The organism is Erythrobacter sp. A6_0 (assembly GCF_017744235.1).
Lineage (GTDB): Bacteria > Pseudomonadota > Alphaproteobacteria > Sphingomonadales > Sphingomonadaceae > Qipengyuania.
Genome location: NZ_JAGHQR010000004.1, coordinates 302,517 through 324,594, shown reverse-complemented (window position 1 = coordinate 324,594; position 22,078 = coordinate 302,517). Strand labels below are relative to the sequence as shown.

The following is a 22,078-nucleotide window of genomic DNA, read 5'->3' as shown; positions in this document are numbered from 1 at the left end:
ATGCCCGTTCAAACTCGAGAGAAAGCATGTCAGCCCATCAACCAGTCCTTCCGGCCAAGGAAATCGAGCTCGTTAGGTCCAGGGATTTCGAAAAAGCTGATCCTCTGCTAGCCGGCTTCGCCGCGGCCGGCCCGATCAAAACTTATGCTCTCGTGCGAGAGATAAGACCCGCTGGGGGTCCGACCAAGGTAGTGCGCGACGCTCAGATTCCGGCCCAAGATTGGGAGAGGATTGTCGCATCAAAAAAGATTCAAGCCGCCCTAGACGGTGGAACGGTTCGGCTCGAAGGATCGCTCCTACAGGGAGGCACCCCGTCCGTCCTCATAACGGGAATCAGCTTCTCCGAAGCCGCTCTCATCAAGGTCCTCGATAGATATTGCGTAGATTCACCTGTTGGCGTTTCAAAACAGTCTAGCGGCTGCGATGCTCACGCTACGACGAAAGGCATCGCCCCATCCATTGCGGCTTCCGAGGCAAAGAAGGGAGGCGTGCAACCGATCAGGCCCGGCGATCTTACCGCGTCGGTCGCTCAGACCGAACAGGCGACTGGGTTAGGTCGGACGACAATTGACAAGCTTATGCGAGATGGCACGCTGGTCAGGAAGAAAGTCGGCAGACGAACTCCGATCACGGTCGAAAGCATCGAGCGATTGGTTGGTGCGAAGGTTGCCTGACAACTAATTAATGCGAAGTCGATCAAGGCCGCCGCGAAGTCGAAGACGATCAACGCGAAGGCGTTCTCTCCGAGAGCGAGGAATGGCGATTTCTCGATGCCTTCGAAAACCGTCTTCGCGCGATCGGTCTCGCTCTGATAGATCGAAAGCTCGCCATGCGGAAACTGGCGGCGACGGAGGCTGCATACACCGACAAGCAGACGGGCGAGATGCTCGGCATTGCTGATCTCTCCGATTTTTTGCTGACCGTTCTACAGACACCTGACCCGGACGCCTCTGTCGGAGCTCTTTTCCGGATAACAGCGACCCGCTTATCGGACGGCGTTGTGGTCGCGACTGTAACTGGTGGTGGAGAAGGAAGACCGGAGGGACCGGGCCGCTTTGTAGCCGGATCATACGGATTTTAACGGATGAGGCCTGAGCCCGTGGATGTAGAAGAGGCAGGAAGCAACCTCGCCCAAGCGGTGCTAGCCGCGATGAGTGGTGTTTGGAATTCCCCCAATGCGTTACCTACGCGCCCGCACTTGCGGCCACCGTATTGCGGACGTCGAAGTCGTCGGGTTCGCCGGCGACGGAGTAGTTCGCGGAGGCGAAGGGTATGGCGCGCCCGAACCGGCGCGAGACCTGTCCGGTTACCCCATATTCGAATTCGCCCGTACCCAGCGCCTTTTTCGCGCGCGGCGGTGGGCTTCTTTACATTGCCCGCGACGAATGCGTTCACGCCTCCGGTCGGTACGAGATAGTCGGCCTGGACTAGGATCTCCACGATCCCGTCGCGGGTGACCTCACGGCGCTCGGTCGATGGACGGGAGAGGAAGGGCAGTGCAAGCAGTCCGCCTTTGCCGACAATGAGATCCTCGGGCCCTGTCGTGGAGACGTAAGGCACCGACGCGGTCAAGGAAAACCGCCCGGAGCGGACGGCCAGACCCGCGCTGGCGCGCGTAGGTCTCGCACTCCCGATCATCAATATTGCCGGTGATATAGTCCGCCCCCGCGAGGAGCGAGACAGCCGTTTCGAAACCGGTATCCTGCCGAGGGGTGGCATCCGCCTACTGAGCCATTACTGGCGCGCCGGTGACCAGCAACAGGGCGGTTAATGCCGCGATCCGCATGGGGGTATCCTCGTGTCTGACGTACCGTCAGAGCAGCAGGCCGAAGCGTCGAAATCGGGGTCGGCTGAGGGTCGGGCCGCCCATTCGAGCGGCCCGACCCCACAAAAGTTAGTCAGATTGGCGGACGGCTTATTCGCCAGAAGCGGCGCCCGAGGCCGACCCTTCCGCTGCGATCAGGACCGAACCGCTTCCCGAGAGACTGCCCGAGGGGATGGTCGCGAGGCCGTCCCTGGTCTGGACGACTAGCTGGCGGACTTCTCCGGCGCGCGTCGTCAAGATATCGCGCACCGTCCCGAGCCGCTCGCCCGAGGGGAGCTGCACCGGCATTCCCTGGGTGACGGCAAAGGCGCCCTCGCCCTCGGCCGCGCCGCTACCTGCAAGGGCGAGCATCCCACCACCGATCATGCCGCTCCCATTCGCCGCGCCGCTGGCCGCACCGTTCGCCGAACCGGTGACGTTGCCGATCTGGCCTGCGGTCCCGGACAAACGGTCACGCGCAGCGCCGACGGCCGGGGTGGCGACATTGCGAACGGTGGAGGTGGCCCCACGGACCGCGCCGGTTACGGCATCGGTCCCGATCAGCTGCGCATTGGCGCTGCCCGATCCCGAGGCGCTGGCCGAATTCGCGCCACTAGCCGAAGCGTTGCCCGTCTGACTGCCCAGCACGTGGCTGGTCGCGCCATCAAGGCTGGTGTCGACACTGCGATCGACGGCGACGCTGCCGCTGCGGCGGTCGACCGTATGGCTGCCGCGAGTAGAGGCTTCGCCGCGCAGCGTGCCGCGCGTGCTCGAACGCAGCGTCTCGGTCGAACCGCGCAGGGTCGAATTGACCGAACCGCCAAGCGTGCCGGTGACGGATTGGCCGACTCCGCCCAGAAGCTGCGCGTGAGCGGGCGCCGTGAACAAAGCGAGGGCCGATGCGGCAAGCAGGAGGGTTTTCATGATAAGTTCCTTTCGTCTGCGGGTGCGAAAAAAGGGGGATGCATCCGCTTGAAAGGAAAACGGGCGGGCCAGCGCGCTTAATCCATCGCTGCCGAAAATTTCTCTCAGCGCCCAGTACATTTCGCGCAGACGAGGCCGCGACCGAATACATCGTCCGGCCCCTTGCGCCCGAGATCGATCGCTTCCCGGTCGAGCGCGTTGCGCCAATCGCCGCCCTGCCCGATCGCTTTCGCCACGCGCGCAGCGACGAGCGGCGTAGCGAAGGAGGTCCCGCGCAGCTTGATCCGATTGCCCTTCGCATTGCGGCCGTAAATATCCGCGCCCGGCGCCGCATAGTCGAGATTGAGCGCCCGCCCCGCCTCGATCAGAGCGCGACGCTTGCCATCGACCGCGGTGACCGCAACGACGCCTGGATAGGATGCGGGATAGGCCGGCGGAGCGGCGGGACCGTCATTGCCGACCGCCGCCACTACGACCACGCCCCGGCTCTGCGCCGCTCGCACCGCTCTTTCGAGGAGGGCGTTGCGCGGCCCGACCAAGCTGATCGTGACCACTTTGCTGCCCCGCTCCACCAGCCAGCCGAGGCCCTTCGCCATGGCGAGCGCATTCCCGCCTGCCTTGTCGGTCCCATAGACGTCGGCGACGCGGATCGTACCGGCGCCTGCGTGCTGAAGCAGGAAGGCGACCGAACTTCCGTGATGACTGGGATAAGGCGCTCCCTTCGCGAAGCCGCGGGTTTCCGCGACCGCGATCGACGGTCCGGTCGCTCCGTCGATTATGCCGACCGGCGCGGACCGTCCCGTCGAGGCCGAAGAGGAGGCGGATGCGAGCGCGCCGTCGGCAACACCGGCCTGGAAATGGAGATTGTCCGCCACGATCTCGGCATCAGGCAAAAGGAGAGCCAGCACGCTCTGCGCCTCGGCCAAAGACAGACCGACAGGGACGCTCACGCGCACCAGCGAAATACCGAGCCCTTCGACCTCCTCGCGCGACACTACGGTGAAACCGACCTGGAGCGCGGGAGCCAAAGCAGTGGCGGGCACATCCATGACGATCAGTTCGCCGCGCCGTGCGGGGCCGCCGAGGGCGTCCAGTTCGATGATATCGGGGTTGGTCCGCACCAATTGCTCGACCGTGCGCAGCCGGTCGCGGGCGAGCCTTTCGATCGTCCGCTGCAAATCCGCGCGCGTTTCTCCAAGCGCGCCGAGACTGTCGCCTACCACGCTGCCGACCGGCGGCTGGGGCAGGCGCGGCAGAGCGATCTGCGCGGCGAGAGGGGCCGCGATCAGAGCCAGAGCGGCGCACAGAAGAGGGAAAATTCGCATCGAGGCCTCGGCAATCGGATAAAACGCATTAAGCATGGATGAAACGAGCGCCTCCGTCCGTTTAATCCCATGGAAGGCAGAGACACTGAACACCGCTTTCGAGACAGACTTGCTGGCGCTACTGCCCCGATTGCGTCGGTTCGCGATCGGGCTGTCCGGCAATCCGTCCGACGGTGACGATCTGTGCCAGATGACGATCGAGCGCGCGCTCGCCAATCGCTCCCGCTGGGAGCAGGGCACGCGGCTCGATAGCTGGATGTATCGGATCATGCGCAATATCTGGATCGACGAGGGCCGCCGAACGACCCGCAGCCTGCAGACCTTCGTGGACGAGGAAGCGGGTGTCACCATCGGCGGCGACGGGGCGCAGGAAGCCGTGGTCGAACTCGGCAATGTCGATCGCGCGATGCAAACGCTTCCGCCTGATCAGCGCGAGGCGGTGCTGCTCGTGATGGTGGAAGGCTATGCCTATAAGGAAGCCGCCGAGATCGTGGGCTGTCCGGTCGGCACGCTCAACTCGCGGCTCGTCAGGGGCCGCGATGCCCTGATGCAGATGCTGGGAGACGAAGCATGAGCACCCGCGTGACGCCTGAAGAGATCGCCGCCTTAGCGGACGGGGAATTGCCGGCCGGGCGGGAAGCCGCGATCCGGGAGGCGATTGCCGCCGATCCCGAACTGGCGAAACAGGTGCAGCGGCATCGCGCCCTCGCCGCGCGATTGTCGCAGCATTATGCGCCCGTGCTGGAGGAAGGGGTGCCGGACCGCCTGACGGATCTCCTGACAGCGCGGAAGGACGAGACGGTGGTCGATTTCGCCGCCGCGCGCCAGAAGCAGGAGGCGCAAAAACGAGAAGCTCCGTCGAGGCACCCTCATTGGGGGTGGATCGCAGGGCCCGCGCTGGCCGCCTCGCTAGCGATCGCCGTCATTCTGGGTGACACCAATACCGGGCCGGGGGCCGGATATGCCGGTCCTCAGCTCGCCGCAGTGCTCGACGACCAGCTCGTTGCCGAGCAATCTTCGGCGGCTGAAACCCGCGTGCTGTTGTCGTTCGAGGATAAAGGCGGCCAGTTTTGCCGCGCTTACAGCGGCGTTTCGGGTGGCGGCATCGCCTGCCGCGACGACGAGGGCTGGAGAATCGAACGCCGGTCCGAAGGAGGCGAAGCCGCCTCGACAGATTTCCGCATGGCAGGCGCCGATGATGGCGCGATCCTGGCGGAGGCGCAGGATATGGCGACGGGCCCCGCTCTCGACGCGGCGGCCGAGCAGGCCGCACGCGAACGTGGATGGCGCTGAGCGGCCCGCGATAGCTTTCCCGGCTTTCGCTTTCCGGTCGGCTTCTGCCCTGATCTGAGCGCGAAGAAGGAAGGATCGGGGGCTGGTCCGATCCTTCCTTCAGGGGTGGCCGCATCCGATCAGGGATGCGGCCCGGGGGGCTACTGATTCTGGTTCGCTGATCCAGGCTCAGTCGACGATGATGACCCGGCCCATGCGATAGCCGCGCTCGGCCATTTCCTCGACATAGTGGACGCGCTCGTGCTTCAACTCGCGCGCATATTCTTCCCAGGCATCGCGATGGTCTTCCAGATCGCTCGCGCGGCGCAGATCGCTCGACAGCTCCTTCTGCGCTTCGGTCACGTCGATGCGGTAATCGAACCAGAACCTGTTCTCGATGCCGGCAATCGGCGCGGTGATGATCAGGGCCTCTTCCGCACGCGCCATCTGCTCTTCGTAAAGCATCGGGATGGCAGCGCTCACGGCGGTCGCCCCGATCGCTCCGGTCAGGACAAGGGCGAGGAACGGGATTGCGGCGGGTTTGGTCATCGATCGTCTTCCTTTCATGCGCGGCCGGGTCGACCCGGTCGTCTGAGAGGGAAACGAAACGCCCGATGGTTTTAATCCGTTCGGCGACAGATTTTCCGATTTTTTATCGGGCTTCGGAAATCGCGCGCGCGACTTCCCGACTGCATTGATCGACAAGCACCGGACATCCGCTTCGGAGACCAATGTCGGCATCGGGGATGACGCTCGGTCCAACGGGCGAAGAGCTTGCGCCCATCAATGGCTCTCGCCTAAGCGAAAGCCATGGACCAGCCCGCCCGAACCCACATGGATGACGAGCACCTCCAGGTCGCCCGCCTCACGCGGGGACTTGCCTCGCATCTGTTGGAACGTGCGACGATAACGGCACGCCATCACGGCCTCGGCGTCACCGAAGTGCGAGCGATGGAGCAGCTCTATCTGACCGGCCCGATGACCGCCGGCGAATTGGGCACGAGCCTCGCGTTGACGAGCGGATCGGTGACGGCGCTGGTCGGGCGGTTGCTGAAGAACAAGCTGGTGGTGCGCACGCGCGACGAAGACGATCGCCGCAAGGTGTGGATCACCATTGCGCCCGATAAGGCCGACGAATTCATCGCGCCCTATCTAGACACGATCAAGGGCGGGAGCAGGGTCGTGAAGGGCTTCTCGAAGGAAGACCGCCAGACCGCGGTCCGCTTCCTCGAAGCCTATTACCAGGCCTCGGCCATCGGGACCGAGGATCTGCGCAAGACCATGCGCTGATACAGCGTTCCGATTGTCTTTTCGGCGGGCCTGCAATCCCAGGCTGCGTCTACCCCACTGCTTCAGTACCCTGCTTCCAGGCGGTATAAATTCCAGATGCGAATTGTCCCGGCAGCGGCGCGACACCTTTTCTCTTCATGATCAAGATTCTTGATAGCTGAGATTTCTCGGCTATCATCACGTGCGCCCGAATAGCGCCGACGGTTGTTGGAAAGCGGCGCAGAGTGAATGACCGGATCGGAGCGTCCGCATTCGACACTGCGATAAGGATGCGGACCCCCGCCCTCTCGATGCGCCATGAGAAGGAATCCTAATCGATGGCCGTGTTGAAACCGCTGGGCGATGCAGAGATGGGCGAGCGGCAGCGTCGCATGATGGACGCGATGCTGGTGCGCGGACGCGACTACAATGTGTTTCGCACCATGCTGCACCATCCCGCTGCCATGGAGGCGTTCTGGGATGGGGATCCTATATCCTGTCGGACCAGAACACCCTCAGCGTCGCGCTTCGCGAGCTCGCGATCCTGCGCACGGGCGCGCTGCGCCGCTGCGAATACGAATTTCTGCGTCACGCGGTGATCGCTCGCCAGCATGGTTTCACGGACGAAGTGCTGCACGCCATCGCCGTCGGCGATCGCACGCCTCTTACCGACGAGATGGCAATGGTCATGAAGGCGGTCGACGAACTGGTCGTAGAAGGACGCATCGCGCCAGACACATTCGAGCGCATCCGCTCGACCTTCGGGGATCACACCGCGATCGACATCGTCTGGACGGTCGGACAGTATTCGCAGGTCTGCATGTTTCTACTGACCGCCGGGGTCGAGCCCGATCCCGACGTCGCCGACGACCCCTTGCGCCCGCTGTTCGCGTGAGCGGACGTCTGGCGGGCAAACGGATCGCGATCCTCGGCGCGGGCCAGACCCGCGGCGATACGGAGGGCAATGGCCGCGCGATGGCTCGCATCTTTTCGCATGAGGGCGCCGACCTCCTTCTGGTCGATCGCGTTGAAGCCGCCGCGCGAGCGACGGCAGACATCTGCGCCGGGCCCAATGCCGTCATGGTCGCCGATGTCGCCGAGGAAGGGGCCGCCGATCGCGTCGCCGAAGCAGCAAAGGCGCGCTGGGACGGTCTCGACGGCCTCGTCTACAATATCGGCATCGGAGGCGGCGGCGACGGCCCGGCAGGCAAGGTCAGCGACGACGCCTGGGACAGGATCATGCTGGTCAACCTCACTGCGGCGCGGCGCACGATGGGGGCGTTAATCCCCTTGCTGCGCGACAGCGGGCATGGCGCCATCGTCGCCATATCCTCGCTCGCCTCGATCGCGCCCAGTCCGATGATATCCTATTCGGTCTCCAAGGCGGGGATGAACCGACTGGTGTAAAGCGTCGCCTTCCATGAGGCCGCCCATCAGGTGCGCTGCAACGCCATCACGCCGGAACTGATCGACACGCCGATGGCGATCGAAGGGCACAGCAAGGCCAGCGGCATAGACAAGGACGCGCTGAGAAAGGGCCGCGACCGCGCCGTTCCGATGGGCCATGTGGGCCAGGCCGAGGATGTCGCCTTCGCAGCGCTATATCTGATGAGCGACGAGGCGAAGTTCGTGACCGGCGTGATCTTACCGGTCGATGGAGGCTCTTCGGTCAAGGTCGCCATTTGAGGGCGGGAGGCGCAGACCAGACGCGGATTGCCGTGCGAGCCGAGACACCTGCCCCGCCCCAACGAGAGCAAGCTCCCGAGCGGCATCTACGGTGATGGCGAGTCGCTGAAGATGTCGAAGGATATCTGCGGTCTAACGCGCGCTCTCGCCGCAGTCGGCGTCGCCCCGCACGCAATATGATCGACGTTTCAATCGTTTAGGCGAAAACCAACATATTCCTTCACAGCGAAGGTATTTTGCTTGACCATCAAGGTTGATCGTGAGATTTGCTACGGAGGGAGACGCTGATGAGGAAATCTGGTTTCGGTCTGATTGCGATCGCCGGGTTGCTGGCAGGCCCGGCATTCTCGCAGGAGGCGACGCCTTCTTCCGCCGCAGTTGAGGTGTCTGCGTTCGAGCTCCCGTGGAGCGACTTCGCCTCGCCGGAAGCGGGGCAATGGTTCGCCGACCATGTGCTCGCACCCGGCCCGACCTTCGGACCGGACATCGCCAAGGTGCGGGAAGATTACGCAGTCGTCGATCGCTCGCGCATCGCTCGCCTCCGCGCCCTCTACGACGTGTCGATCGAGCGGACGGAGATCGGCGGCGTACCGGTCCAGATCGTCACTCCGGCGGACCGCGCGCCCGATCCGGGCCGGATCCTTATCAATTTGCATGGCGGCGGCTTCTTCTGGGGCAGCGATACGGGCGCCCTGGTCGAGGCGATACCCATCGCCGCCAGTTCCGGGATGCAGGTCGTGACGGTCGATTACCGCCTCGCGCCCGAAGCGCGCTTCCCCGCGGCGAGCGAGGATGTCGCGAGCGTCTACGCCTCCCTCCTCGAACGCTTCGATGCGAAATCTATCGGGATCTACGGGTGTTCGGCGGGATCGATGCTCACTGCCCAGTCCGTCGTCTGGTTCCAGCAACACGACCTGCCCTCCCCCGGCGCGATTGGCCTGTTCTACATGGGCGCATCCATGCCCGGTGGCGATTCCGTCTATCTCTCGCAGGTCGCGAGCGGCGGCGAACCGGGCAACAGCATCGACTGGACGGCCCACCCCTATTTCGCGGGGTCCGACTTCTCCGATCCGAAGCTCGTACCCCTGGCCTCGCCCGAAGCGATCGCTGCCTTTCCGCCCACGCTGCTCATCAGCGGGACGCGCGACGGCGGCCTCAGCTCGGTGCTCGCGACCCATGCCGCTTTGAACCGCGCAGGCGTTTTGGCGGACCTGCATGTGTGGGACGGCATGTGGCATTCCTTCATGTCCGACCCCGAACCGCAGGAGAGCCGCGAGGCGTATCGGACAGTCGGCGCCTTCTTCAGGAAAGAATTGGGATCAGATGACGCTCGGACGGGATCCGGCGCGCTGGAAACGGGAGGGAAACAATGAAGAAAGTAATATTGGCTGCAACAAGCCTTCTGGCATTGAGTGCCTCTCCGGCGCTGGCTCAGGACGCTATGGGAGACAGAAGCGCGGCTTCGGAAAACCAGGACGAAACCGGCGCGCAGAGTCCGATGATCGTGGTGGTCGGGACCGCCGGCGCAGGCACGACTCGCCAGGATGCGGCCTTCGCCGTCACTGCCCTCAGCGACGAGGAAATCGCGCGTGCCGCACCCGCGAGCACGGCCGACTTCCTCAAGCTGGTTCCGGGCGTTTCGGCGGAGACATCGGGCGGCCAGAACGGCGCCAATATCTTCGTGCGCGGCTATCCGTCGGGCGGCGATGCGGTGTTCGTGACCTTCCAGTCCTCCGGCACGCCGATCTTCCCGCCCCCGACATTGTCGTTCCTCGAAAACTCGCAATTGATCCGCATCGACAACACCGTCGCGAGAGTCGAGGCGGTTCGCGGCGGGACCGGATCGCTGTTCTCGAACGGTCAGCCGGGCCTCACCGTCAACCTCGTGTAGCGCGAAGGCGGCTCGGTCCTTGCAGGCGAATTCGAAGGCTCGATAACCGATTACGGCGAATACCGGGCGGACGCCTACCTTTCGGGTCCGCTCGGCGAGGATACCGGCTTCATGATCGGCGGCTTCTATCGGCAGGGTAGCGGCGTGCGTGATCCGCAGTTCGATGCGGAAAGGGGCGGTCAGATCACCGCGAATATCCGGCACGATTTCGGCAATGACGGGACGATCCTCCTTTATGCGCGCTATCTCGACGATCGGGGCCAGTGGCTGCTCCCGATCCCGATCATTCAGAACGGCGAAGATATTTCCGAATTTCCGGGGTTCGACGCGAATTATGGCACCCTCGCCAGCAACGATGGTCGCTTCACGACTTTGAATTCGGGCGCGCAGGTCGATCTCGCCAAGGGACGCGGTGCCGAAATCGTCAATGTCGGCGCGAATGTCGAATTCGCCCTGTCGGATTCGCTCACTATCCGCGATCGCATGAGCTTCCTCGGCGGGAACGCCTTCACCACCGGCCTCGTCCCCGCTGGCCCACCCACGACGGCTGCCAATTTCGCCGCTGCCCGCGGCGGCGCGGGATCGCGGATCGGCTCGCTGACCTTCGTCAATGGAGGAGGTGCAGTCTCACCCAACCAGCAGGTGATCCAGGCGGGCATCTGGACCGTCGAGAAGAAGATTGACAGCTTCGTGAACGATCTCGCCCTTCAGCTCAGCACGGGCGGAAACACGCTGACGGGCGGGGTTTATTACGCCGAATATTTCACGCGCGACGACTGGAATTTGGCCAACGGCCTGCTGCTGACGGCGGAAGACAATGCACGCCGCATCAATCTGACCTTTGCGGATGGCCGCGTCGCCACGCGCGACGGTTTCGTGCAGGGATCGTTCTATTTCCTCGATGCCGCCTATTCGGGCGAGGATATCGCCCTCTATCTCGTCGACGAATTGCAGATCACGCCGCAATTGCGGATCGACGGGGGCCTGCGCTGGCAGAAGCATTCGGTCGACGGCTATGTCCGCCAGCCGTTCTACAGCAATACGGACGGCAATCCGACCACCCTCTACAACAACAACGATGCCCAGCGGGGCCCAGTGCAGACGCCCATCGCCTATTCGGAAGACGCTTGGTCGTTCACCGGCGGCGCGAATTTCGACTTCACCCCGGATGTCGGCGTGTTTGCCCGGTACAGCAAGGGCAAGGCCTTCCCGCAATTCGACAATTTGCGCGAAGGGGTGACCAATATCGCCACCGTCGATACCTATGAGGGCGGGCTGAAGATCACCAAGGATTGGCTGAACCTTTACGCGACGTTGTTCCATAACGATTTCAGCGGCCTGGCGACGATCCAGATCATCAACGGAGCGCCCTCCTCCGCCGTCGGCGGGGCGAAGGCCACCGGCGTCGAGGTCGAAGGAGCGCTGGAGCCGATCGAAGGCCTCAGCCTGGCGTTCGGCGCCACCTATCTCGATGCGACCTATCAGGGCTTCTTCACGAGCAACGGCGCGATCGACAACACCGGCAACCAGGTGCAGCGCCAGCCGAATTGGCGCTGGCGCGTGACGCCGAGCTACGAGGTGGACATCGGCGGGCTGAGGCCGTCCGTCTACGCCACGCTCTATTATACCGGCGATCGCTTTTCGGACCCGGAGAACAACCAGTTGCTCCCGTCCTATTACCAGCTCGATGCCGGTGCCTCCGTCGATATCAGCGACCGGGTCCGGCTTCAGGTGACCGGCACGAACCTCACCAACGAGATCGGCCTCACCGAAGGCAATCCGCGGATCATCGGATCGCAGGGGACGGGTCCGATCCTTGCCCGACCGATCCTCGGCCGCTCCTTCACCTTCGGAGCCTCGATCTCGTTCTAATATTGCAGGCCGCCCGGACGGGCCACTTCAGGGCCGGGGCGTGCGCGCTCCGGCTCTTTTCTCCGCGCGAAATTCCTTTTTGAGATTTTCCGTCGAGGCGGTGGACGCCGCGCAATAATGTTCGAGAAACCGCACCACGGTCTCGAGATCCTCCTGCGGAAAGTCCTCCACGGCCCGCTGACCTATGGCGATGGTCGAGAGATAGAAGGTTTCGAACCAGGCGATCTTGTCGGGATTGATCGATATCCAGACCCGGCGGCGATCTTCCTCGTCGTCCTGCCTCACCACAATTTCTTTGGCGATCAGCCGCTTGACGAGGGCGGTCATCGATCCGCTCGTCAGGGCTAAACTGCTACCCAAGTCTCCGATCGTCATGGGCTGGGAGAGATACAATTGTTCGACGGCGCGGATCTCGGTGACGCCCAAATCGAGATGCCGCGCGGTCAGCGCCGCCCTCTCCAGCAGATGCGAGGCCAGGGCCCGCGTCAGCCGGGCAACGTGAAGATGCTCTTTAATCAAAGATTGGGGGTCCTTCGCAGCGAACGTGGCGAGGGACTAGCGGATCGGCGCCGCGAGACAAACCTCGGCGGACCGGATTGGTTCTTCCTATGGGGCGTCGGCAGGGTCCAGCCCGGGATATTTTTCCAGCAGGGCGCTGGCCACCCCATTGGTCCAGCCGAACCCGTCCTGCGTCGGATATTCGCCACCACCGCCCGGTTTCTGCTCCTCGACGTCGTATTTTTCGAGCATCTTGCCGGTTTCACGATAGGTCCGATCGACCGTGTCGATCCAACGCGAAGCGATCTGTCGCGCCAATTCGTCGTGACCGTATCGCTCCAGCCCCATGACCGCGATCCATTGCAGCGGCGCCCAGCCATTGGGCGCGTCCCATTGCTGGCCCGTGCGCACCAGACTCGTCCTGAGGCCACCGGGCGCGACCAACCGTTCTTGCGTGGTCCGCGCGACCTTGCCGGCCTCGTCGGGCGTCGCCACGCCGGTGAACAGGGGATAGAGCGTGGCGGCGGTCAATCCGGGGATTGGCCGGTTTTCGAGCCTGCTCCAATCCGCATAGCGCGCCTCTCCATCGACCCAGAGATATTTGCGGATCGCGGCGCGCCGGGCACTGGCGCGGGCGGCGAAACCATCCGCGCAAGCCTGATCGCCAGCCTCGCGACATCCGCGCGCGATGCGCATCTCCATCGCGTAGAGAAGCGAATTGAGATCGACGGGTACGATGTCGGTCGTCCTGATCGTGGCGAGCGTTCGCCCGTCTGCGAACCAGCGCGAACTGAAATCCCATCCGCTTTCGGCAGCGGCGCGAAGATTGCGATAGACCTTTTCGGCAGGCTCGCCCTCGACCTCGGCTGCCGTGGCGCGATCCTCGGCAAAAGATTCGTCGCGAGGGGTATCGCGCCCATCCCAATAGCGGTTCAGGATCGAACCGTCGGGCATGACGACCACACGCTCGCACGGCGATCCCTTCGTCGCGCACCTCTCGCCCCTCGTCCAGAACGCGTATTCGGTGCGCAGGGCCGCCAGGCGCCGGGCAATTACAACAGGGTCGGTATTTTCCGACAGATCGAGCGTCAGGGCGAAGAAGGGCGGCTGCGAACGGCTGACGTAATAGGTACGCGTCCCGTTGGGCACGTGGCCGAACCGTTCGATCAGGCTGACGAAGTCGTCGATCATATTGTCGACAAGGACCGCTTCGCCATCGGCGCGCAATCCCTCCATCGTGAAATAGGTGTCCCAGTAATAGATTTCGCGGAACCGGCCGCCCGGAACGACATAGGGCAAAGGCAGCGCGATAAGCGATCCGCCCTCGACCTCTTTACGCGGCTGCCGGACCAAATCGGGCCATAGGGCCCTGATGTGCTCGCGCAGAGCAAGCGGCGCCGTGGGGGCGATGCCCGGCACGCTGAAATTGGCGAGAACGAAGGCACGCAAGGCCTCTTCGTCGGCCGGGGGCGCGGCACGATAGTCCGCCATGATCTGTTCGGGCGCGCGGAGCGGGACGGCGTCGACGAAGGTCTTGTTGTCGCCGAAAATCCGCTGTTCCTGCACCTCCACGAACAAATCGCCATAGAGTTCAGAAGGGGTCGGCGGAGCCTGATTTGCGCCAAGGGCGATCGCCGCGACGAAGGCCAGGCACACCCGGCGGATCGACGAAACTCTGCTCAGCCGCACCGCACCGAAATCCATCCTGCCCTCCCTCGTGAACTCATCCAGATTTCGCGCCAAAAAGCTTCAGGGTCAAGGTTCTTGCTTCGCCTCTGTCCCAAGCTCTTGATCGAAGAACTCGGCGACAGTCCGGTAGACCTCGCGCCATTCTGGCATTTGCGGCCACATGAAGAAGGCGTGCGGAAGCCCGTCGAACAGGAACAGCCTGCTGCTGACGCCAGCCGCAGCGAGGCGGCGATGCGCCAGCGTGAGAGCGCTAGCGGCGAAATCCCGGCTTCCGGCGAGGAGCAGGGTCGGAGGCATCTTCGCAATGTCGCCTTCGCAAGTCAGGGGATAGGCCGCGCAATCACTCGGCGGCACAGTCTCCATATAGGGATTGGTGAGGGTCCGAGGCAGCTCCGGCTGGCTCGCCATTTCCCCGCTCTCGAACAGCGCGTCGAGGCGTCGGCTGTCCCCGGAATAGGGCGCGCCCGTCCCGCAGAACGTGCCGATCGCGCCCGGACGCGGAAAGCCCTGCCGCGCCATCCAGGCGACGGACTGCGCCGTCGCGATGCCCCCGGCGGAACAGCCGTAAATGCCGATATTCGCAGCCGGATAGTCTTCGAGCAGCGCGGAATAGACGGCGGTGACGTCCTCGGACACGGCGGGGTAGCGGTTTTCGGGCGCCAGACGGTAATCGACCGCCACGACACGGATTCCCATCGTCGCGGCGATGGGAATGGATTCGACCAGTGCTCCGCTCCCGGCACCCCACATGAACGCACCGCCATGAACGTTGATGAGCACCCGGTTCTCGTTGCGCGGCGCCACGCCCTCCGAAGGTTCGACGATGTCGACTGGAACCCCTCCGATCGTCACGCGCCTGTCTGTCGTGGAGAAGACCTGCCGCATCTCCTCAAGCCTGCGATCGTTCCACTCACCGTAGAAAGCTCGCTGCGCGTCGATCCGGCCCGCAATGTCCGCAGGGGCCTTTTCCCGGTCCATTTGCTCCATGACGGCAAGGGTAGCCTGATCGAGCTGGTTCGATGGCACGACCTCTGTCGGGGAGGTGGAAGCGGTACATCCCGAAAGCGCCACTGTGGCAAACACCAAGAGGAGGCGGATCGACATCATTGGACCGGTCCAAGAATTGAGAAAAATGCAGCCCTCGTCCTTCTACGGTAGTAGCATCGACGTTGTCTACGTCGCCTGGCAAAAGCGCGTCCTTCGATGGCGACAGCAAGCTTGGGACCGGTAAATCAGTGCCGATGCTCCCAAAGGCACCCACGGCGTCAAATATAACACGCCTGTCGGTTCTCCCGCAGTTTTCTATAGACATTTCCGGCCGGGAGGCGAGGTCTCGCATCCGGTCTCCCAGACCAATTTACTGATGCGGTCTCGAATTTCATCGGTTGACCTCATCCTAGACGACCAAGGTCGCCAGCGCGTCTTCGGCATCGTCGCGCACAAGATGGCCATAGTGCTTCTCGATCATCGCGACACTGGTCCCAGACAATAGGGGGGGCGCAAGTTCAATCCTTGCCTCGTCCACCATTCCTCTCTCCCGCTATCTACGCCGCTAGTCCCTGTGGTGGCGCGACAGCGCTTGCCACATCGCTTCGTTGTCGACGACCCAGCTATGGGCGCCGTCCACGCTGACGCGGGCGATCACTTCGGTGCCTTGGGCGCAGCCGCCATAGCGTTCCTCGTAAAGGCCGGGCTCGATCCAGCGCGTCGTGGGTGCTTCGGTGCAGCGATTGAGCTGGGCCCAGCGTTGTTCGGCGGCGTGCATGGAATAGCCCCAGCGATCGCCGCCATCGCCAGCGATCGGATTGGTGTTATCCTTGAGCCCGGCAAAGCTGACCACCGCGATCGGGGCGTCGGGTTCGCAGGTTTCGGGATCGGGCCGCATCCGGTCCTCTGCGCTCGGATTGCCTGCGCGCAGGCCCACCACCGGGGCGATGGCGGCGAAGCGAGCGGGGACGGTGCAACCGAGCCACGACACCATCCGCCCTCCGCCGGAAAGCCCGGTCGCGTAGATGCGCGCAGGATCCGCGCAGCCCGCCGCGACGAGCGCATCGGCGAGCGCGACGAGATAGGCGGTGTCGTCACGGTCCATGGGGCCGGGCACCTCGCCCGTGACGGTCGGTATGCCGGGAATGTTCCAGACGAAGCCCTGCCCTGCCGGAATGCCAGCATCGGGATAAGCGAGCAGGAAGCCGTGCCGCTGCGCGGTTTGCGCCAATTTCGAATCGCGCAGCATGGCTTCGCCGGTGGCGCCGCTGCCATGCAGAAGGATGACGAGCGGGCGCGGCCCATAATCCCCGCTGGGCTCTGTTTCGGGCACGAGCAGGCCGGACGGCTTGGCCGTTGTACCGAACCGGAATTGCTGTTGTCCCTGATCGAGCGGGCATTGCGCGGCGAGAGCCAGCGATCCCCACAGGAACGCGGCGAATGCGGACAGGAGGCGTGCGGCGCGAAGGGAATGGCGTTTTATCAGCATCATGACACTGTGCCGCAAACGATCCGCGCCGCAAAGCTCCGATGGCGATCCGCGTCAGGCGCTGTCGTAGACATAGCCCATCGAACGCACGGTGCGCAGCGGCTGGCCCGCGCCCGCCGCCTGGAGCGCGCGGCGCAGGCGGCCGACCCAGACATCGACTGTGCGCTCGTCGATCGGCGGTTCCTGTTTCCCCAGACCCGCGATCAGATCCTGGCGGCTCAACACACGATCGGGATTCTCGGCGAAGAAGCGCAGCAGGCGGAACTCGTTCGGCCGCAAGGCCAATCGTTCGCCATCCCAGCGCGCCTGCAGCGAACCCAGATCGATCACCAAAGCGCCCAGCTCGATGACGCGGGCGACGCGGTGCTGCTGACGCGGGCAACGCAGGGCGAACACGCGGTCGAGCACCGCGTGCCTGTCGATCGGGCCGGTCATGTAATCATCCGCCCCGGCCTTCAGCGCACGCCGCCGGTCCTCTTCATGCGCCGCACTGTCGCCGCCGCCGTCCCCGCCATTGTCGGCGGCATCGAGAACCATGGTGATATGCGCGTCCGCCATGCGCGGATCGGTGCGCAGGCGACGGCACAGTTCGAGGCCCGACATGTCGTCGAGCACCCAGTCGATGAAAGCCCAGACCTGCCCTTCCGCGATCCGGCGGGGGCCTTCGCTTGTCAGCCGGTCGAACACGATATGCGTATTGTCATGGTCGAAGGGTTCCAGTCCCTCGGCCTCCTGCCCGGTCAGAAAGATCGTAACGATATCCATGGCACCCCGACACGTCGCCCACGCCCCCTAGCCCCTCGCTGGGGGCCCTCTGGCTCAAGGCTTTGTGTCGCGATTGCGTGACCGATGCGTGACGGGGATGCCGCGAATGTGACAGGGCTGTCGCAGAACAGGCGATTTTTCGCCTTTTCCTGTCAGGAGCGTTCGGAATCTCCGCGCAGGGTCAACTCGAGATCGCCCGCAACCGTGCTTTCCACGCCGACCGGGTTCTTCGGCAGATAGGGCGCTTCCAGTCGCGCGATCTCGTCTTCGCTCAACTCCAATTGGGTGGCCGCCACTGCCGCCGCGATATGACCGGGCTTGGTCGCCCCCACGATCGGCGCGACCATGGCCGGTTTGGAATACTGCCAGGCGAGCGCGACGCTGGCCCGCTCGACGCCGCGCGCTTCGGCGATTTCGCCGACCGCTTCGATCGTGGCGCGATCCGCCTCGACATGCTGGCGATAGAGCGTCTTGCCGAATCCGTCGGTCTCGCTGCGCACCGTGCTTTCGTCCCAGGCGCGCGCCAGCCGTCCGCGCGCCAGCGGGCTCCACGGGATCAGCCCCACACCCTGATCCTCGCAGAGCGGGATCATTTCGCGCTCTTCCTCGCGATAAAGCAGGTTTACGTGGTTCTGCATCGAGACGAAGGGCGTCCAGCCGTTTGCACGCGCCGTTTCCTGCGCCTTGGCGAATTGCCAGGCATACATGCTGGACGCGCCGAGATAGCGCGCCTTGCCCATCTTCACGATATCGTGAAGCGCCTCCATCGTTTCTTCGATCGGGGTCGAGGCGTCCCAGCGGTGGATCTGGAACAGGTCGACATACTCCATGTCGAGCCGCTTCAGGCTGTCGTCCACCGCCTGGAACAGCGCCTTGCGGGACAGGCCACCGGCGTTCGGCGCCCGTTTCCAGGGCAGGAAGGCCTTGGTCGCCACCACGATCTCGTCGCGATGGGCGAATTCGGGCAGCAGTTTCCCGATCACCTCTTCCGATGCGCCCATCGAATACATGTTGGCGGTGTCGAAGAAATTGATCCCGGCCTCGATGGCCTCGCGGATGAAAGGGCGCGACTGGTCCTGATCCAGCACCCAGTCGCCATGCCAGCCGCAGCTCGTATCGCCATAGCTCATACAGCCAAGGCACAGGCGCGAGACCTTGAGGCCCGAACGGCCGAGATTGACATAATCCATGATCGAAACCCTTACGCGTCTAGGAAGCCGGCGAGCCGCTGGCGAATGATCGCCTCGGCCTCGTTCATGATGCGGTCGATCAATTCCTGACAGGTCGGAATGTCGCTGATGAGACCGGCCACCATGCCGCAGGACCAGGCGCCCGCATCCATGTCCCCTTCCGACATGATCCGCGGATAGACGCCCGCGACCTGTTCGTAGATATCCTCGAACTTCAGATCTTCGCCCTTCTCCTGTTCGATCTTAAGCAGCCGCTCGACCGCATCGTTGTTTAGCACGCGCTCGGTATTGCGCAGGGGCCGCATGACGAGGCGGGTGTCCAGCTCGCTCGCGGCGAGGATCGCCTTCTTCACATTGTCGTGCACCGGCGCCTCCTTCGTCGCGATGAAGCGGGTGCCCATGTTCATCCCTTCGGCGCCCATCGCGAGCGCGGCGACGAGGCTGCGCGCATCGGCCATGCCGCCGCTGGCGACGAAGGGAATCTCCAGCTCGTCCGCCGCGCGGGGGAGAAGGATCATGTTGGGAATATCGTCTTCGCCCGGATGGCCGCCGCATTCGAACCCGTCGACCGACACCGCATCGCAGCCGATCGACTGGGCTTTCAGCGAATGGCGCACGCTGGTGCATTTGTGGATCACCTTGATCCCGGCATCCTTCAAATGCGGCAGGACCTGTTCCGGATTGCGCCCGGCGGTCTCGACCACCTTCACTCCGCCTTCGATGATCGCCTTTACGAGGCCGGGATAATCGGGCGGGTTCAGCGAAGGGAGGAAGGTCAGGTTCACGCCGAAGGGCTTGTCGGTCATGTCCTTGCAGCGCGCGATTTCGTCGGCGAGTTTTTCGGGCGTGCCCTGCGTCAGCCCGGTGATGATGCCCAGCCCGCCCGCATTGGAAACCGCCGCCGCCATCTCGGCAAAGCCGACATAATGCATGCCGCCCTGGATGATGGGATGCTGGATGCCGAACATCTCGGTGATCGCGGTCTTCATGGGCAGGCCTCTCCTTTGTGTTTCGTTTTGCAACCGGTATCCATGGGGCGAAGACGTGGCAAGGGAGAGATCGGATGCACTTGAACCCGGAACGGATACCGGTGATCGTGGGCGTGGGGCAGGTGAACGACCGGCCCGACCAGCCCGGAGACGGGCTCGATCCGGTCGGCCTGATGGCCGAAGCGCTGCGGCGGGCGGAACGGGACGGCGCAGCCGGCTTGCTCAGCGATTGCGACAGTCTTGCAGTGGTGACGCAGATCGGCTGGCCCCAGCTCAATCCGGTCGAGGACGCGCTATGCGCCGCGCTCGCCATCGCGCCCGCCCATCGCGACCACACGCCCGGCCCCAATGGCGATGGCCCGATAAAATTGCTGCACGATGCGGCGAACCGGATCGGCGCGGGCGAAGCTGCGATCTGTGCGGTCGTCGGCGGGGAAGCGCTGCGCACGGCCGGGCAGCTCGCGGCATTGAAACCACGCACCGACGGCGCAAAGCCCAACGCGCTGCGCGATGCGCCGCATCGCAAGAAGGCGGGCTATGCGCAGAATTACGGCCTCACGCTGCCGGTCGACGTCTATCCTCTGTACGAGAACGCCGCACGCTCTTCATGGGGGCAGTCGCTGGCAGAGGGCCAGGCGGAAAGCGGCGCGCTGTGGGTCGGAATGAGCCGGGTTGCCTCAACGAACGCGCATGCATGGCTGAACGAGGAAAGGGCGGCGGAAGAGGTGGTCACACCGTCCGAACGCAACCGCCCGATTGCCTTTCCCTACACCAAGTTCCAGGTCGCCAACTCAAGCGTCAATCAGGGCGCGGGGTTCATCGTCGCCAGCCTTGCCGAAGCGCGTCGGCGCGGGATCGCGGAGGAGCGGCTGATCCATATCGGCCACGGCGCGGCGGCGCACGAGGATGCGGATTTCCTGAAGCGCGACACTTATGCCGCCTCCCCCGGCATGGCAGTCTCGATCGAGCGCACGCTGGAACTGAACGACGTGACTGCCGCCGATCTCGATCACGTCGAACTCTACAGCTGTTTCCCCTGCGTCCCGAAAATGGCACGGCGCGTGCTCGACTGGCCTGCGGACAGGCCCATCACGGTTTTCGGAGGCCTGACCTTCGGCGGCGGACCGATCGGCAATTATATGAGCCACGCGGTGGCCAGCATGGTCGAGCGGTTGCGGGAAAATGGCGGTAAGGGGCTGCTGTTTGCCAATGGCGGCTATGCGACGCACAATCACACGATCCTGCTGTCGAGCCAGCCGACCGGTGCTTCCTTCCCGCAAGATTACGATTATCAGGCCGAAGCCGATGCCCGGCGCGGGCCGATCCCGTCGCTGGACGAGGAGTATGTAGGGCCGGTACGAATCGAGACCTACACCGTCCATTATCGTCGCGACGGCACGGTGCGTATGGGAACGGTGGTCGCTCTGACGCCAGCAGGAGAGCGGACGCTGGCCGCCGTCCCGGCAAACGATCGCGCCACGCTCGATTTCCTGTCCAACGGACGGCGCGACCCGGTCGGCTCCGATGGCCTCATCGAAGCGGGCGATGGCGATCTGCGGCATTTCCGCGCAGGCTGAGCTGGCGGAAAGCCCGCCGCCTCAATCCTCGAAACGGGGCGCTCGCTTCTGCATTTCGGCCATCACGGCCTCGATCTGGTTGGGCTTGCGGATCACGTGATCCTGCTCCTCGCTCTCGGCCATCAGGATCGCATCGGTATCGCGGTCCTGCATCACGTCGAACAGGCGTTTCGAGCCGCGAATGGCGGCGGGATTCTTGCGCGCGATGGTTTCAGCCAACGCCGTCGCGCGGGCCAGCGGATCTTCGTCGACGAAGGTCGCCAGCCCCAGCTCCTGCGCCTCGCGCCCGGTAAATTCGCGATTGGTGTAGACCAGCTCGCGCAAGACATCGTCGCGCACCAGCCCGCGCCAGAGGGCATATCCGCCCATATCGGGCACCAGGCCCCATTTCATCTCCATGATTGCCATGCGCGTATCGGGATGGACCATGCGGACATCGGCCCCGCTCGCAATCTGCAGGCCACCGCCGAAGCAAACGCCATGCACTGCCGCGATCACCGGTACCGGGCATTTGCGCCAGGTCATGGCGGCTTCCTGCGCGCGATTGCTATTGCCGTGCGTGCGCTCCGCCAGTTTGGCCTGCGGGTTCGAGCCGCCCTCGGCCATGCTGGTCAGGTCGAGCCCGGCGCAGAAGGCGCGCCCTTCGCCCGACAGGACCACGACGCGCAGGCCCTTCAGGTCACGCAGATATTCGCCCGCTTCGATAATCCGGTCGAACTGTTCGGGATCGAGCGCGTTCATCTTGTCGCCGCGCGTAAAGCGCACCTGCGCCACGCCGTCATCGCCGAGATCGATCCGAATCCGATCGTTTTCCTGCACTCTCACGCTCCTTCATCGCGGGTTTGTGCCGA

The 22,078-nt window shown here is 64.1% G+C and carries 20 protein-coding genes and 1 pseudogene; 10 read left to right on the top strand and 11 right to left on the bottom strand.

Annotated features, from left to right (window positions below; genetic code table 11):
* Nucleotides 1-1,915: 1,915 nt before the first annotated feature.
* Nucleotides 1,916-2,728 carry a hypothetical protein gene (locus J7347_RS12770; protein WP_209162422.1) on the bottom strand — a complete coding sequence of 271 codons (813 nt, stop codon included), beginning with the start codon at nucleotides 2,726-2,728 and terminating at the stop codon, nucleotides 1,916-1,918.
* A gap of 104 nt (nucleotides 2,729-2,832) precedes the next feature.
* Nucleotides 2,833-4,053: a S8 family serine peptidase gene (locus J7347_RS12765; RefSeq protein ID WP_209162421.1), complete on the bottom strand. Its 1,221-nt coding sequence runs from the start codon at nucleotides 4,051-4,053 to the stop codon at nucleotides 2,833-2,835.
* Nucleotides 4,054-4,087: 34 nt separating this feature from the next.
* Here J7347_RS12765 and J7347_RS12760 point away from each other — a divergent pair, with 34 nt between their 5' ends.
* Together J7347_RS12760 and J7347_RS12755 are read left to right on the top strand one after the other, a co-directional pair.
* Complete coding sequence (locus J7347_RS12760; protein ID WP_209162420.1) at nucleotides 4,088-4,627, top strand: RNA polymerase sigma factor; 540 nt, start codon at nucleotides 4,088-4,090, stop codon at nucleotides 4,625-4,627.
* Nucleotides 4,624-5,346, top strand: a complete 723-nt coding sequence (locus tag J7347_RS12755) for a hypothetical protein (protein ID WP_209162419.1) — start codon at nucleotides 4,624-4,626, stop codon at nucleotides 5,344-5,346. The genes J7347_RS12760 and J7347_RS12755 overlap by 4 nt, the downstream gene beginning before the upstream one ends.
* 168 nt (nucleotides 5,347-5,514) lie before the next feature.
* Here the strand turns inward: J7347_RS12755 and J7347_RS12750 are convergent, their stop codons facing one another.
* Complete coding sequence (locus tag J7347_RS12750) at nucleotides 5,515-5,874, bottom strand: hypothetical protein (RefSeq protein WP_209162418.1); 360 nt, start codon at nucleotides 5,872-5,874, stop codon at nucleotides 5,515-5,517.
* A gap of 261 nt (nucleotides 5,875-6,135) precedes the next feature.
* Here J7347_RS12750 and J7347_RS12745 point away from each other — a divergent pair, with 261 nt between their 5' ends.
* From J7347_RS12745 to J7347_RS12720, 7 genes and pseudogenes are all read left to right on the top strand, one after another.
* Nucleotides 6,136-6,615: a MarR family transcriptional regulator gene (locus tag J7347_RS12745; RefSeq protein ID WP_209162417.1), complete on the top strand. Its 480-nt coding sequence runs from the start codon at nucleotides 6,136-6,138 to the stop codon at nucleotides 6,613-6,615.
* A 317-nt stretch (nucleotides 6,616-6,932) separates the two neighbouring features.
* Nucleotides 6,933-7,193, top strand: coding sequence for a hypothetical protein (locus J7347_RS13385; RefSeq protein WP_245174068.1), 261 nt, complete (start codon nucleotides 6,933-6,935; stop codon nucleotides 7,191-7,193).
* Nucleotides 7,190-7,489, top strand: coding sequence for a hypothetical protein (locus tag J7347_RS13380; RefSeq protein ID WP_348521627.1), 300 nt, complete (start codon nucleotides 7,190-7,192; stop codon nucleotides 7,487-7,489). The genes J7347_RS13385 and J7347_RS13380 overlap by 4 nt, the downstream gene beginning before the upstream one ends.
* Nucleotides 7,486-8,280, top strand: a pseudogene (locus J7347_RS13375) (SDR family oxidoreductase). The gene J7347_RS13380 and the pseudogene J7347_RS13375 overlap by 4 nt, the downstream one beginning before the upstream one ends.
* A 287-nt stretch (nucleotides 8,281-8,567) precedes the next feature.
* Nucleotides 8,568-9,653 (top strand): alpha/beta hydrolase, encoded by a 1,086-nt coding sequence (locus tag J7347_RS12725; protein WP_209162414.1) that lies wholly within the window; start codon nucleotides 8,568-8,570, stop codon nucleotides 9,651-9,653.
* Nucleotides 9,650-10,171, top strand: a complete 522-nt coding sequence (locus J7347_RS13370) for a TonB-dependent receptor plug domain-containing protein (protein ID WP_245174067.1) — start codon at nucleotides 9,650-9,652, stop codon at nucleotides 10,169-10,171. The genes J7347_RS12725 and J7347_RS13370 overlap by 4 nt, the downstream gene beginning before the upstream one ends.
* A gap of 111 nt (nucleotides 10,172-10,282) precedes the next feature.
* Complete coding sequence (locus J7347_RS12720) at nucleotides 10,283-12,043, top strand: TonB-dependent receptor (RefSeq protein ID WP_245174066.1); 1,761 nt, start codon at nucleotides 10,283-10,285, stop codon at nucleotides 12,041-12,043.
* Nucleotides 12,044-12,070: 27 nt separating this feature from the next.
* Here the strand turns inward: J7347_RS12720 and J7347_RS12715 are convergent, their stop codons facing one another.
* From J7347_RS12715 to J7347_RS12685, 7 genes are all read right to left on the bottom strand, one after another.
* Nucleotides 12,071-12,562, bottom strand: coding sequence for a MarR family transcriptional regulator (locus J7347_RS12715; RefSeq protein WP_209162413.1), 492 nt, complete (start codon nucleotides 12,560-12,562; stop codon nucleotides 12,071-12,073).
* Between the two features lie 87 nt (nucleotides 12,563-12,649).
* Complete coding sequence (treF, locus tag J7347_RS12710; protein WP_209162412.1) at nucleotides 12,650-14,245, bottom strand: alpha,alpha-trehalase TreF; 1,596 nt, start codon at nucleotides 14,243-14,245, stop codon at nucleotides 12,650-12,652.
* Between the two features lie 51 nt (nucleotides 14,246-14,296).
* Complete coding sequence (locus tag J7347_RS12705) at nucleotides 14,297-15,337, bottom strand: alpha/beta hydrolase (RefSeq protein ID WP_209162411.1); 1,041 nt, start codon at nucleotides 15,335-15,337, stop codon at nucleotides 14,297-14,299.
* 445 nt (nucleotides 15,338-15,782) lie between these two features.
* Nucleotides 15,783-16,709: a PHB depolymerase family esterase gene (locus J7347_RS12700; protein WP_245174065.1), complete on the bottom strand. Its 927-nt coding sequence runs from the start codon at nucleotides 16,707-16,709 to the stop codon at nucleotides 15,783-15,785.
* 51 nt (nucleotides 16,710-16,760) lie between these two features.
* Nucleotides 16,761-17,471: a response regulator transcription factor gene (locus tag J7347_RS12695; protein WP_067681399.1), complete on the bottom strand. Its 711-nt coding sequence runs from the start codon at nucleotides 17,469-17,471 to the stop codon at nucleotides 16,761-16,763.
* A 152-nt stretch (nucleotides 17,472-17,623) separates the two neighbouring features.
* Nucleotides 17,624-18,661: an aldo/keto reductase gene (locus J7347_RS12690; protein ID WP_209162410.1), complete on the bottom strand. Its 1,038-nt coding sequence runs from the start codon at nucleotides 18,659-18,661 to the stop codon at nucleotides 17,624-17,626.
* 11 nt (nucleotides 18,662-18,672) lie between these two features.
* Nucleotides 18,673-19,650: a nitronate monooxygenase family protein gene (locus tag J7347_RS12685; protein ID WP_209162409.1), complete on the bottom strand. Its 978-nt coding sequence runs from the start codon at nucleotides 19,648-19,650 to the stop codon at nucleotides 18,673-18,675.
* 74 nt (nucleotides 19,651-19,724) lie between these two features.
* Between J7347_RS12685 and J7347_RS12680 the strand changes: the two genes are divergently transcribed.
* Nucleotides 19,725-21,227, top strand: coding sequence for an acetyl-CoA acetyltransferase (locus J7347_RS12680; protein ID WP_209162408.1), 1,503 nt, complete (start codon nucleotides 19,725-19,727; stop codon nucleotides 21,225-21,227).
* A 21-nt stretch (nucleotides 21,228-21,248) separates the two neighbouring features.
* Here J7347_RS12680 and J7347_RS12675 read toward each other — a convergent pair whose 3' ends face one another.
* Nucleotides 21,249-22,046, bottom strand: coding sequence for a crotonase/enoyl-CoA hydratase family protein (locus J7347_RS12675; RefSeq protein ID WP_233999314.1), 798 nt, complete (start codon nucleotides 22,044-22,046; stop codon nucleotides 21,249-21,251).
* Nucleotides 22,047-22,078: the final 32 nt, after the last annotated feature.